The 14,179-nt window shown below is 32.0% G+C and carries 13 protein-coding genes; 2 read left to right on the top strand and 11 right to left on the bottom strand.

Annotated features, from left to right (window positions below; genetic code table 11):
- Positions 1–3 precede the first annotated feature (3 nt).
- Together ACGK9U_RS00880 and ACGK9U_RS00885 are read left to right on the top strand one after the other, a co-directional pair.
- Positions 4–1,092: an AAA family ATPase gene (locus ACGK9U_RS00880; protein WP_394464464.1), complete on the top strand. Its 1,089-nt coding sequence runs from the start codon at positions 4–6 to the stop codon at positions 1,090–1,092.
- 7 nt (positions 1,093–1,099) lie between these two features.
- Entirely contained in the window at positions 1,100–2,740 is a 1,641-nt protein-coding gene (locus tag ACGK9U_RS00885; RefSeq protein WP_394464465.1) for a type I restriction-modification system subunit M, read from the top strand.
- A gap of 802 nt (positions 2,741–3,542) precedes the next feature.
- Here ACGK9U_RS00885 and ACGK9U_RS00890 read toward each other — a convergent pair.
- From ACGK9U_RS00890 to ACGK9U_RS00940, 11 genes are all read right to left on the bottom strand, one after another.
- Entirely contained in the window at positions 3,543–4,079 is a 537-nt protein-coding gene (locus ACGK9U_RS00890) for a GNAT family N-acetyltransferase (RefSeq protein ID WP_394464466.1), read from the bottom strand.
- The gene (locus ACGK9U_RS00895) at positions 4,069–4,227 is read right to left on the bottom strand and encodes a hypothetical protein (RefSeq protein WP_394464467.1); all 159 of its coding nucleotides are present in this window, start codon (positions 4,225–4,227) and stop codon (positions 4,069–4,071) included. The genes ACGK9U_RS00890 and ACGK9U_RS00895 overlap by 11 nt, the downstream gene beginning before the upstream one ends.
- A gap of 612 nt (positions 4,228–4,839) precedes the next feature.
- Positions 4,840–5,673, bottom strand: a complete 834-nt coding sequence (locus ACGK9U_RS00900) for a hypothetical protein (protein ID WP_394464468.1) — start codon at positions 5,671–5,673, stop codon at positions 4,840–4,842.
- Positions 5,657–6,184, bottom strand: coding sequence for a hypothetical protein (locus ACGK9U_RS00905; RefSeq protein ID WP_394464470.1), 528 nt, complete (start codon positions 6,182–6,184; stop codon positions 5,657–5,659). Before ACGK9U_RS00905 ends, ACGK9U_RS00900 begins: the two co-directional genes overlap by 17 nt.
- Positions 6,181–6,837, bottom strand: a complete 657-nt coding sequence (locus ACGK9U_RS00910; RefSeq protein WP_394464471.1) for a hypothetical protein — start codon at positions 6,835–6,837, stop codon at positions 6,181–6,183. Before ACGK9U_RS00910 ends, ACGK9U_RS00905 begins: the two co-directional genes overlap by 4 nt.
- A gap of 168 nt (positions 6,838–7,005) precedes the next feature.
- Positions 7,006–7,287, bottom strand: coding sequence for a helix-turn-helix domain-containing protein (locus ACGK9U_RS00915; protein WP_394464473.1), 282 nt, complete (start codon positions 7,285–7,287; stop codon positions 7,006–7,008).
- A gap of 89 nt (positions 7,288–7,376) precedes the next feature.
- Complete coding sequence (locus tag ACGK9U_RS00920; protein WP_394464474.1) at positions 7,377–8,468, bottom strand: hypothetical protein; 1,092 nt, start codon at positions 8,466–8,468, stop codon at positions 7,377–7,379.
- Between the two features lies 1 nt (position 8,469).
- Positions 8,470–9,738 carry a tyrosine-type recombinase/integrase gene (locus tag ACGK9U_RS00925; protein ID WP_394464475.1) on the bottom strand — a complete coding sequence of 423 codons (1,269 nt, stop codon included), beginning with the start codon at positions 9,736–9,738 and terminating at the stop codon, positions 8,470–8,472.
- A 378-nt stretch (positions 9,739–10,116) separates the two neighbouring features.
- Entirely contained in the window at positions 10,117–11,616 is a 1,500-nt protein-coding gene (locus tag ACGK9U_RS00930; RefSeq protein WP_394464476.1) for an FGGY family carbohydrate kinase, read from the bottom strand.
- Between the two features lie 29 nt (positions 11,617–11,645).
- Positions 11,646–12,617, bottom strand: a complete 972-nt coding sequence (locus ACGK9U_RS00935) for an ABC transporter permease (protein WP_394464477.1) — start codon at positions 12,615–12,617, stop codon at positions 11,646–11,648.
- 39 nt (positions 12,618–12,656) lie between these two features.
- Positions 12,657–14,177 (bottom strand): sugar ABC transporter ATP-binding protein, encoded by a 1,521-nt coding sequence (locus ACGK9U_RS00940; RefSeq protein ID WP_394464479.1) that lies wholly within the window; start codon positions 14,175–14,177, stop codon positions 12,657–12,659.
- Positions 14,178–14,179 lie beyond the last annotated feature (2 nt).

Raw genomic sequence — 14,179 nt, forward strand, 5'->3', positions numbered from 1 at the left:
GAAATGAGTACAGTTACAGAAATAGCACAAGAATTAAAAGATACGAAGGAGAATATCATTCTTATTTACGCCTTCAATGCAACAGGAAAAACAAGGCTTTCGGTTGAGTATAAAAACTTGACAAAAAATCCAAAGGATGGACAACACATTGGTGTTTATTACAATGCTTTTAGTGAAGATTTATTTGTTTGGGATAATGACAATGATAACGGAGAACAAAATATAAAACTCGACATTAAACCCAGTACATTAAACCGCCTACATGGTTCAATTACGGAAGAAGATGTAGAAAAGAAACTCTTGCCATACAGAAGGAAATATAATTTCTTTTTTAACCCGAATAAAGACTTTGAAAAAGGTTATGACTCAATAACTTTTTACAGAAATGATGATACAGCGACACCTATAAAAATATCGAGAGGTGAAGAGCGAATTTTTGTGTGGTGTTTCTTTTTGGCTTTATTGGAAGTCGAAGGTTGGGCAGATACGCAAAGTGCCCATTGTTTTATTGACGACCCTGTTTCAAGTTTAGACGACCACAACATTTATGTGACGGCATACACTGTGTTTGATTTAATTGAAAGAGAGTTTGAGAAACGAAAAATCATTATCACCTCACACCATTTTGGTTTTCTTACGATTTTATCGGACATGCTTGGTAAGGGTGAAAAAGCAAGCAAATTTAGAAACCGTAATAATTCAAAAAAGTACAAGGAATTTATTCTAGAAGGCAACAGTGATAATTTATCCTTGATTAAGACCAAGAATGGTGTTTTTCTATACCATCTGAGATTAATCCAAATCTTAAATCAAGCTGCCGAATCTAAAGAGGTTTACACATATCATTTCTCTTTATTAAGACAAGTGTTGGAGAATATTGCATCATTCCTTGGAGTTGGTCAATTCAGTTATGTATTGGAACAAATAGGCATAACTGATAAAGAGCGGGTTGCCTTTATTGTAAATGCACTTTCGCATTTAAATGTGTATTACCAACAAGTAGATATACCTGTGCCAGACAACTTAGAATTATTTAATGAGGTACTAAGTCGGCTTATGGACAAATATGGATTTCTAATCCCTAAAGACTAAAAGAATTATGACACAAAAAGAACAACATAAAAAACTGGGCGATACCCTTTGGGGCATTGCAAACGATTTGAGAGGAGCAATGAATGCGGATGATTTCCGAGATTACATGTTATCGTTTTTGTTTTTACGCTACCTCTCGCACAACTACGAAGAATCGGCCAAAAAGGAACTTGGGAAAGACTATCCAGAAGATACACCACCTGATGTAATGTCTAAAATTAAAGCAAATGCACCCTTGCAAATTTGGTATTCCGAAAATGAAGAAGATGTACCCGAATTTGAAAAACAAATGCGTAGAAAGGTACATTACGTTATCAAACCAGACCATCTATGGAGCAATATTTCAGAATTGGCTCGTACCCAAAACGGTGAGTTATTAGTCACGTTAGAAGAAGGGTTCCGATATATAGAAAATGAATCGTTTGACAACTCCTTTCAAGGGCTATTTTCAGAAATCAACCTGAACTCTGAAAAGCTCGGAAAAACACCTGCCGAAAGAAACAAGAAGCTTTGCAACATCATCCAGAAGATTGCAGAAGGCATTGCCGATTTCTCAACCGATACCGATACGCTTGGAGATGCCTATGAGTATTTAATTGGTCAGTTTGCGGCAGGTTCAGGAAAAAAAGCAGGTGAGTTTTATACTCCTCAAGAGATTTCGACCATTCTTTCGAAAATCGTAACTCTTGATAGCCAAGACCCGTCAACCGGACCGAAAATAAAATTGGATAAAGTATTAGATTTTACCTGTGGTTCCGGCTCACTTTTACTTAATGTGAAAACCCAACTAAAAGAGCAAACTGAAGGCAAAGGCACCATTGGCAAAATTTACGGACAAGAGAACAACATCACCACCTACAACTTGGCAAGAATGAACATGCTTTTACACGGCATGAAGGACACGGAATTTGAAATATATCATGGTGATACCTTAAAAAATCAGTGGGATATTTTGAATGAAATGAACCCCTCCAAGAAAACTGAATTTGATGCGATAGTTGCCAATCCACCCTTCAGTTTACGCTGGGAACCGAATGATACCATGGCAGAAGATTTTCGTTTCAAAAGTTATGGTTTAGCTCCTAAATCAGCAGCTGATTTTGCTTTCTTGTTACATGGCTTTCATTTTTTAGGTAAAGAAGGAACAATGGCTATTATTTTGCCGCATGGGGTTTTATTCCGTGGTGGTGCAGAAGAACGAATTCGTGAAAAGCTATTGAAAGATAACAATATTGATACAGTAATTGGCTTGCCTTCCAACCTATTCTATTCAACAGGTATTCCTGTTTGTATTTTGGTCCTAAAAAAATGTAAAAAAGATGATGACGTTCTATTTATTAATGCAGCTGAGCACTTTGCAAAAGGAAAACGACAAAACACGCTGGCGAAAAAAAACATTGCAAGCATTGTAGAAACTTACAAGTATAGAAAGGAGACAGAACGCTATTCTCGTAAAGTCTCAATGGAAGAGATTAAAAAGAATGGCTACAACCTGAACATTTCAAGGTATGTAAGTACGGCAGAAGATGAAGTACAAATTGACTTAGATGCTGTAAATGAAAAGCTGACTTCTATAAACGAACAAATTGAAATTAAGACTAAGGAGCATAACGAATATTTGAAACAATTGAAGTTGAAAACAATATAAACGGAAAGAAATGCCAACGCTTCAAAGCCACAGACATTGCCAAGCAGCTCTTGGCAGCCACACAATCCAAAGCTTATCAAATGACCCGTCCTAAAATAAGGCTACATAATTTTAAACATTATGTGTAAAAATGACAAAGCAATCAGACGGTATTAAGAATCTTTCAAACTGAAAATTTTAAACGAAATCACAACGGGTAATCTAAACACAAGAACCTATTAGGAAAACTTTATGGTATTGCACCCACACCAAATAAATTTGTGGGTTTGGGTGTGGGTAATAATTCAGGTGGATTAAATTGCCGAAAACCCGTGGGTGCTGGTTGGGTGGTGTGTTGGTGTTTTTTGGTGTGCTTGTATGGTGTTTTTAGGTGGGTTTTGGTAAAAATGTGTGGTACATTTGGATTGAATTGCACATAACCTGGTAAAACCCGTTGGTGTAATTATGTGGTGTTTTTATGTGCATTGTGGAGTAATGTGTGGAAAAAAACCGTTGGTGTAACTGCTGGTTGGTATGTTGTTGATGCGGTTTTGGTGTTTTTTTTGTACAGCTTACCCTAGATTAAGCACAAATTCATATCATATCACAAAACACCCAAAATACCACCCAAACAAAATTTGTGGTTTTAGTATGGTTTATACTTTGTTTTTCACCAAGTAAGTGAAAAGCCTTTAGAAAGATATTTAGATGAATATAGTGCACGTTTTAATACACGTAATTTGACAAGTCAACAAAGATTTGAAAAGTTTTTAGTAGATAGTGAAAGTGTTTTAACTTATAAGAGGCTTACGAGAATATAATTTTAACCAAGAGCCTCTAAATTGAAATACATGAGTCTAGTATCGGATTTTTTATCTTTATTTGAAAGAAACTTAAACCCATTTTTCTTGTAAAAATTTACAGAATCTTTGTATGCATCAACCGTAATAAATTTACATCCTGTTTTGTTTTTATCTGTAAAACTATTTTTTGTGTAATCTAAAATTATTTTACCAAGCCCTTTATTTTGATTTTCTTTATGAATAGCCAATCTGCCAATCTTAACAGCTGGATAACTTTTATGTTTTGATTTATCAATTGGCATATAAACACCTATTCTGCTACAAAACTTTTCTAAATTATTATCTAAATCTCTATGAGAAATTTTATCATTTATATAATTAAAATATCCAATAGTTTTTACACCATCGTGAATGAGATAAGTAACTGCAAGTAATTGATTTGTGTAGTTTATAGCATCATCAAAAAGAAAGCCGTTCAAGTCTGTATCATTACAGTCAAACGGCAAAATAATAGTATCAGACTTTAGTCTGATAAATTTATAATCACTAAGCTCCAACTTCAAATATACTTTTTAAAGCTTCGTAGTTTTCTTTTAATTCTCTCTTTTCTTCAATAGATATTTTCTCAACTTTATTGTTTTCTTCAATAAATTTTGCAGCATCATTACCATAAAGAAAAGGGGTTTCCTTAATTGGTTTTGCCATAATATAAGATTTTTAAAGGTTTTTAATGTATTTTTTGATTACGATTGTGTATTGCCACCTAGATAATTCTTACACAATGCAATAGTACAATAAGCGCACCGAATAATTGCAATAAAGTAAGAATAAACCTATGCAAATATATTAATTTAGACGTAATAAAAATAAGGTTTTTAATAGATTATATTTATAATGACATCTAGATTAATCATAAGTTCTTTCTATTATATATACGTACAGATGGTTATTTAGTTACTGATAATTAAAACTTTAACATAAAGTTTAACTAAATTTGTTATTATGAACAAACAAAAAGACAAAACCTAAAGAAAAGGCTTTAAAGATAAACACGTCGTTAGATGATGTATTAAAGGTATCGATACCCGAACCTAAAAAGAAAGAGAAGTAGATATACTTTGCTCTTTGATAAGTTAAGACCTATCTAGCAAGATGCTTGTATTTGGGTTAGTGCTGAATTAGTTGTGGTCGATGAATTGTATTAGGTACTTATATTCCAAAAAAAACGCTGTTCTGCGTTTCTGAATTTCTTATTCTTTCCTTGTGGCTAATTGTATATAGATGCCAATATTTATATATAAACAAAAACTATTTGTACTAATAACTATCTTCTGTTTCTTTAGGTAAAAAGTCTTCATTGATTTTAAATCTAAGAATATCGAATGGGATGCTTCTAGTATAATTAGGTGTAACGATAACTTCATCTTCATCACGCTCTATAAACGCAATTGTCTCAGATTTTTTCATTATAGCACTGCCTAAATGTCCAGTTGGTTTATCAGTCCCATGATTTTTGTGTAAAATTGTACATAAATGTGCATTGCTAACGGAAGTCCACTTCATCATACTTTGAACAATTTTATTAGACACATCTAAATCATTGACTGTTTCCAATATATCAGCTGCACCGTCTATTGTTATTAATCCAATATTATTTTTGTATTCACTTTCCATCATAATCCATTCAATAAACTGAAATCTATTTTTAGCTTCTTCCTCTCGCAAACCAAAAGGAATAAATAAATTATAATTACTACCAACCATTTCGCAAACTCTTTTAGCTACTTTTTGAGTATGAAATGTTGACTGCTCTGTATCTACATCTATAACAAATTTGTCTTTTGTATCATGCCCTTTTAAAGAAGGAAAATAGTTGTTAGATTTTCCTCCTATATAGCTTGCTATTATTGCTGATTTTAAAAAAGTTTTATATGACTTTGAAGGGCCGACCAAACAACTGAAATTTCCATAAGTGCCAAATGGTATGGGATAATAGTTATTCTTATATCTATATTCACCAAGGCTTAATGCAATTGGTTCAGGTTTTAATTTGGCATTAATATCTATGCGATATTTGTCATGCATTTTTTTAAAATCAATAGGACTAAGTTCATTAGCCAAATCTGGAGTTTTTTCAATCGGTTTTAACATCGTAATATATATTTAAGAAATTATTTATTTGAGCAAATAGAATCTCTCTAACAAGATCTTCTTCCCAAGTTTTAAGAAAAAGTTTCTTTTCATTTTCTTTATCTTTTAAAGCTTCAGATAATGCTTCTGTTTCTTTAACCTTAATTTCTTGTGGGATAGTTGCAGGATGATCTTTTCTAAACTTTAAACTATCAAACAAATTTTCTTGTTCAATGTCATTTAATTTATCTGTAAATTTTTGAATATGTACAATTAAAGGTTGCTCTAAAAGCTTGTGAAGTTCCTTTGTAGGTATATCGTCGTAAACATTGGATTTATATTTTTCTATAAATTGACTGTAAGTATGGATATAAAGTTTAGCAAATAATTCCTGTCTATTAATCTGTTCCTTTTCCTTTTGGATAACATAATTAATAATTCTATTGAGGGCATCAATATCGATCTGATTTGCTTTCCATCCATTACCTAAAATTCTCCATTTAATTCTATTAACCGCTTTTTCAATATTCATATCCCTCCAATTTTAACGTTTTTTTTAACCGAATCTAACTTGTTGTTTTTTTCTTGAGAATTTAACCAATTAACAAAATGTTTTATAAAATCATCATAGGTATTGTGTGGCTCTTTTGAATATGTTTTTAATGACAAAACAAAATCTTCTACAAGCTTTTTTAATGATCCTTTTTGTAATTTGTATTTACTATATATTGAATTTCTCCACTGTTCATTTTCTTCTATCATTTTTGAATAACTGGCATAAACATCATCATCAACTCTTTTGATGTTGTTTAGTTTATTTTTTGTTTTACTTATCTCTTCCTTAACCCCTGCATAAGCCTTGTCATTATCCTCTTCCCAAACCTCTGGAAATTTAGAAAAGCTTTTTATTTCATAATTTACATTTGGAGACCCGTTTTTTGTTTTAAAATCTATTAACCCTGCATTTTTTAAGTTTTTACGAGCCATAACTAGAGTCTTAAATGAAACATCTAAAAAAGCTTCAATTTTTTTATTGTTATGACTAAATGATTTTTTCCAATTACAGGAATTGTTAACATGAAGTAGATAAAAATAAAGTGCAATCTCTTTAGATTTGAAACTATCAGTTAGAGCGTGTTTCCAAAAAGAATTTATTTGTTCAATGTAGTTTAATCTAGGTTTCATATTTAAGTATTAGTTATAATGAAACCCACTTCTAAAAAGAATTTTATATATTCTTTAAAGAATGTTAAACGATTATATTTCTTATCTTGCATTGTATTTTGTTTTTACGTGGTGTTTTAAACAATATAAAACCCAATTACACTACCAATGTAATTGGGTTTATTTATGTTAGAATTTGTTCATCTGTTTTAAAGCAAGTAGAATTTCGCTTTTTTTATACCTTACTTTTGTGCCAATGCGGTAGGCAGGAATTATATCGTCTTTAGTGTATTTCCAAAGGGTAACCAGACTAATAGATAGCATTTCTGCTACATCTTCCCTGGTTAATAAAACTTCATCATCTTTTGAAGTATTATTTTGTTTATTTAATATATCTTGGAAGCCTTTTAGAATTTCAGGAATGAATTTCGAAGATTCTGTGTTTTCTATTTGAAGAATTTGTTTTACCATTATTTCCTTATTTTTTGTTTCTATAAGGCAAACTTAATGGTGATTAATGGCTTTTAAATAATTGGGTATACCCAAAACACAACCCAAGTCTAAAAAAAAGCTTCAATTTTATCAAAGGCTTTTCTTATTTTTTTCTGGTCATTATCATACTTTTTATTATGGATAATATCTTTCTCTGATTTTATGTTTTCAGATTTAATAGGAGTTGTGCGATAAAAGGATCCGATTGCTTTACGTAAATTTGACATATCGTTTTCACATATTTCATTAAGTTTTCTGGCATATTCAGAAATATTCTCTAATAAATCATCATGTTTGAAGTTATCTAATTCAATTAACCATTCTAACGTTTTTAATTGTAACTCTCTATTGGGGTTCTTTTCTCCAGTCATATTGTTTAAATGGTTTAATTTTTCTTGAATATCAAGAGAACAAAACACTTGTGGGTTATCCCTTAATTTATTTATGTAACACACGTGTTCAAGAGGTGTAAGCCTTGTTTTTTGAAACTGTTCACATTTTAACAACTCATCTTTTAAAAACTCTATATGACAATAATAATCTTTAATTACCATGAAATCAACTGCGGACAGATAAGAATTGATATAGATTTTACCACCAGGAGAACACAAATGAGTTATAACATCCATTTTCAAAATAAAGTCACTATTTGGTTGTTTTAAAGTATTCTGAGTATTATAATAATCATAAATATATTTAAAGAATTCTTGTTTGTTAAATCCCTTGGTGAAAACAAGTCCTAAAGATGTATCAGAGATACAGAATTTTGAAAATAATTTAACCGTCTCTTTTAAGTAACCCTTAATAACTTCTATTTTAGATTTATTGTCAGTTACTGCCATTAATCCGAATTGATAGTCATCAATTAATTCAATACCTATGTATGTTTGGGGATATGGGTCGTCAATGATCCCTTTTAAAACAACACTATGAATTTCATTTAAAACGTCAGGATTAATATAAAGGCCAGGTAATTTAGCAATTTCATTATCGTGTTTATTAATTAAATAATCATCCTCAAAATCCTCTTTAAAATAATCATCTATATAAAAACCAACCAAATGGGTTTTAAAAGCACCACTTTTTAATAATAAATCAACCTTCTCATAAATTGATTTATTGTAATAATTTCCAAGTCCAATTTTGTTATAGAATTCCATTCTAATTTCCTTTTTTATTTTGTTTCTCCCAATATTCACTTAACTTTTTAATATGCTCCTCATTAGAGGCCTTAACGTATTGAATAAATTGTTTTGTTGATTTGTGGCCCGTAGCGGCCATTATAGTTGCGTTATCAAATCCTGCTAAAAATAAATTTGTTGCAAAGCTTCTACGGCAACAATGGCTAGTAATTAACTCATGCTTAGGGTAAACATCTAATGTTTTCTTTTTTTCTCCTTCCTTAATACCAGAACCATAAGTAGGAGTGTTAATTTTGGCTTCTTTACATACTTCTTTGATGTATTTATTGAATTTTTGGTCTGAAATACTTTGAGGAAATCCGCCTTGGCGCTTATCTAGAATTTTTTGAAACTGTGGGTGTATTGGTATGGTAAGGTTTTGTTCTGTTTTTAGAGTTGTTATATTTATGACGTTACCCAAAATATTTTCCTTTTTAATTCTTAAAAAATCTGAAACTCTTAAACCTGTTCTTAACCCGATAATAAATAAATCTCGAACATTATCAAGCCGTTCAGATTTACTAAAATCATGATTAAAAATTTTATTTATTTCTTCTTCGTTAAGATAAGTGTCGAATGTTTCGTTTTTAGGTGCGCTAAAATTGCTGCTTTTATATTGTGGGTTTATAGCGTAACCATCAAATTCAATTTCCCTGCAAAATGTCTTAATGCGTGAAATAATATTGCCTATTGAATTATTGTTGAGATTATCAATGTTTCGACAATAGTGAATGAATTCTTGATGAAAATCAAGGTCTATATCTTCAAACCGATACTTCCTTTTTTGATGTTTTTCAAACGATTTTAACTTATTTAAAGTAGTTGTGTAATTTTTAACTGATCTGGCTTTAATCTGCTTGCCTTTATGTAGTCTTTCTGGAGCTTCTTTAACAAATTTTTCAACCCAAGGCACTAAATATGCTTTATACTCTTCATCTCCTTCAACTCTTCCAAAAAAATCGGAAACACAGTCTTTTAACCAGGTGCCAGAAATGTGTTTTTTATTACTGTAATCTTTATTGTATTTATCTATAACAAATAATTCTAAGTTGTTTAATTTATCATTTATATAATCAACATTAGTGGTTGTTGCCTTTATTTTTAATCGCTGCTTACTTTCTGACCAGTCATTACATAAAACACTTATGCCTGTACGGGTTTTTTGATCGATTCGCTTACTATCCCAAAAACGCACATAAATACTTAAATATTTTTTTTTACCTTTAACTATAAAGTATTTTAAATTCACCTTAAAATATTTTGCCGATTTATTGCCGAAAAATACTTAATTTTATTTAATTTACCTTAATCTTGTTTAATAAATATTTACTTGTTTTTATTAACAAGTGCTTAAAAACAAAGGGGTTAAAGCGGTTTTAAAGACTTAGTAAAAAAAGCTAATTAACGGTGGTGATTTCCGCCTTGAGTACAAAAGCCTTATCAAAATTTTGATAAGGCTTTTTTTATTTTGTGTCATCTATTCCATCATCTCTATTAAAAAGGGACTTAAAACAATTACAACTTCCTGTTTTCCCAAAAATATGATAAAGACCTAACTAATGCCCCGTTTCATGTGTAACAACTCCATAAAATATATGGCTTTCTACCTAAAGTATAACTCATAAGCCTAATGGCTTTTATCTTGTATTATTTTTTGCCAACCTAAATAAGCACCAAAAGCTATATCATCATTAAGATTAGGTGTGTATCGTTTAATCATTTCTGGAGGTAATTTTGGAAGCGCTTCTAAGTTATCCCAAAGTTTCACCCCTAATCCTGATATTAAAGCAGCTCCCCAAGCCGAAACATCGGTTATTCCCATGTTTGTAATGGGGGTTTTTAATAAATCGGACATAAATTGCATTAAAAATCCATTGGCAGTTATACCTCCATTTACTTTCAATTCTTTTAAGGAAGTATTAGTTTCAACTTCAATGGAATGTATAACATCTTTAACTTGAAAAGCTATGGATTCTAAAGCAGCACGAACAAAATGCGCTTTGGTTGTTCCAAAAGTAAGCCCGTGTATAGACGCTTTCCAATCTTTTTGCCAATAAGGGGCTCCCATACCACTAAAAGCAGGGATTAAATAAACTCCTTCATTTGTTTCTAAAGATGTTGCTAATGGTTCAATGTCATTGTGAGATGAAAACGTGTTCAGTTGATTTTTTAACCATTCCAATGTAGATCCACAGCTTACAATCACACCTTCTAGCGCATAGTTAACCTGTCCATCTATACTCCAGCCAATAGTGGTTAACATGCCATTTTCAACATGTTTTGATAGGTTTTCTGTATTCCAAAGAATAGAAGAGCCTGTTCCTAAGGTTGCTTTCGCCATACCATTTGAAAAGCATTCTTCACCAAAAAATGCCGCTTGCGAGTCACCAATAATTCCAGTAATAGGAAGCGGTTTATTGAAAGCGCCTTCAAATATTGAATCGCCAAAATAGTCAGACGAAAAGGTAACTTCAGGTAGGTTTATATTTTCAATTTTGAATGCTTTTAAAAGATTAGCGTCCCAAACTAAATTGTAGATGTTGAAAAACAAGGTTCGTGAAGCATTTGTATATTCTGTTTTATAACTTTTACCTCCCGTTAATTTGAAAAGTAACCAAGTATCCACAGTTCCAAAAAAAGCATTTCCAGAATCAATAGCCTCTTTTACTTTAGTATTATTCTCATATAACCAAGTCACTTTGGTGGCCGAAAAGTAGGGATCAATAGTTAATCCAGTACTTTTATTTATATCAGATTCTAAGTTTTTTTCTTTTAAACGTTCGCAAACTTCAACAGAACGTTTGCATTGCCAAACTACCGCATTGTGTAAAGGATTTCCATTTTTATCCCAAAGCACAAAGGTTTCTCTTTGGTTTGAAATACCACAAGACACAATATTTTGTTCTTCACCAGGAAATTGCTCATTAAACTTTGAAACACAATTGTTAACGGCATTTATAACCGATTGGTAAATTTCATTGGGGTCTTGTTCAACAAAACTAGGGGTTGGATAATATGATTTTAATGGTTCGGTAGTTTTAATAACCACTTTACCAAATTCATCAAAAATTATGGCTTTGGTTCCACTTGTTCCTTGGTCTATTGATAAAATATATGACTTTGACATTGTATTTTTTACTTTGAAACTTTTAATAATTAATCTTCATTTGGATGATTTAATCTATCCATAATTACGGCAACTAAAATAACCAAACCTTTTATGATTTGTTGCCAAAAAGGAGATACGTTTAGTAATACCAAACCACTATTTAATACACCAATAATAAGCGCTCCTTGAACAGTTCCCATAATGGAACCGCGACCGCCAGATAGTGAAGTACCACCAATTACTACAGCAGCGATAGAATCCAATTCGTAACTCATACCTGCATTAGGTTGGGCAGAATCTAAACGAGAGGTTAATATAATACCACCAACAGCAGCTAAAATACCCGCAATGGCGTATACCCAAATTTTCACTTTATTGATGTTGATACCCGATAATCTGGCAGCACTTTCGTTACCACCAATAGCATAAATATGCCTACCGAATTTTGTCTTGTTTGTTAAAATAACGGCTATAATTACAACAATAACAGTAATCCAAACAGGCATAGGGATACCTAAAAACCATCCCGTACCTATAAATGCAAAATTATCGCCTAAACCTGTTATAGGAAATCCGCCAGTCCAAAGCATGGTTGCGCCTCTTGCAATGGTAAGCATGGCTAAAGTGGCTACAAAAGGAGGGACCTTAAACCGCGTTATCATCCAACCATTGAACACTCCCAGAATACCACCAATGGTGAAGCCTGCAAGTATAGCACCAAATACCGTAAAGCCAACATATATGTTCATAGAAGGTATTTCTAGACCATGTTTTAAAAGACCCGCAGTTACAGCACCACTAAAGGCTAGTATGGAACCTACTGATAGATCGATGCCTTTTGTTAAGATCACTAAGGTCATACCAACAGAAATACATACGTTGATGGAAATTTGTCTGGCAATATTCCACCCGTTTTCTAAAGTGAAAAATTTATCTGACAAAACAGTTAGCACAATACATAACACTAAAAGCGCTATGATGGATTGAAACTTTACTAAAGTAGATTTAACATCTGTCATTGTCGTGGTAGTCTTTATTTAGTTGGTTTTATTGCGTTTCTATAATGTGGCAGCTTGCATAATAGCCTCTTCGTTAGCGGTTTTTTGATTGAACTCTCCAGATATTTTTGAATTACTTAAAACTAAAATTCGGTCTGAAATAGCCATAATTTCTGGTAATTCAGATGAAACAACAACAATACCCAATCCATCTTTTGCCAAATTATTAATGAGATGATAAATTTCGTTTTTAGCATTCACATCAATACCTCTTGTAGGTTCATCTAAAAACAACACTTTTGGATTGGTTGCTAACCATTTGGATAAGACAACTTTTTGTTGATTACCGCCGCTTAAATTTTTGGATAGTTGGTTTTCTGAAGGTGTTTTAATTTTAAGGGATTCGATATATTTTTTAGAAAGTAAAGTTTCTAGTTTTTTGTTTAAGAAACCATGTTTTACAACATTGTCTACAATTGCCATACTAATGTTTTTACTTATTTCCATTTGTAGCACTAAACCGTCTTCTTTACGGTCTTCAGGAACCAAACCCATACCGTGTTTAATGGCATCCATAACCGATTTTATTTTGACTTCTTCGTTTTCAATAAAAACAGTTCCAGTCATAAGTTTTGGATGTAAACCAAAAAGTGTTTCCAATAGTTCTGTTCTACCGGCGCCCATTAACCCGAACAAACCTAAAACTTCACCTTTTTTTACACTAAAATTGATGTCTTTTATAAGGTATCTCGATTTGTTGTCAACTTTTGGAAGGCAAATGTTTTCTATTCTAAGAACTTCGTCTCCAAATTCCACAGTATCTTTTTGATACATGTTTTTGATATCTCTACCAACCATTAAGCGGATGAGGTCTTCTTTTTTAGCTCCAGTTACATTTTCGATGGTGCCAACAGTTTTTCCATCACGTAGTCCTATAAAACGGTCTGCTATTACAAACAGTTCATCTAACTTGTGCGAAATGTATAAAATGGAAACATTGTCTTTTTTAAGCGATGCAATAATTTTAAACAACACTTCAACCTCACTATCAGAAATGGCAGATGTTGGTTCGTCCATGATAACTACTTTGGCTTCTTCTAAAAGTGCTTTGGCAATTTCAATAAGTTGTTGTTCTCCTACTCTCAGCTCAGAAACTAATGTTTTAGGGTTTAAGTTGCAATCTAATCTGGTTAATAGTTCTTTGGTTTTTTTTATCATTTGTTTGGAGTCTAAAATTCCAAACGAATTATGAATTTCTCTTCCCAAAAAAATATTTTCAGCAATGCTTAAATAGGGTATTAAGTTTAATTCTTGATGAATAATAGCAATCCCTTTTTGCATGGCTTCTTTAGGGTTGTTAAAATTCACCACTTCATTATTCAAAAGTAGTTTACCCTCGTATTCAGGATACACACCCGAAAGAATTTTCATTAAGGTAGATTTTCCTGCGCCATTTTCGCCAACTATAACATTTACTTTTCCTGTATGCACGTCGAGATTCACATGATCCAATGCGGTAACGCCTCCAAATCTTTTGGTGATATTTTGGGCTTGCAGTAAGATGTTTGGTTGGTTTTCCAAAA

The organism is Mariniflexile sp. HNIBRBA6329, from assembly GCF_043558645.1.
Taxonomy (GTDB): domain Bacteria; phylum Bacteroidota; class Bacteroidia; order Flavobacteriales; family Flavobacteriaceae; genus Mariniflexile.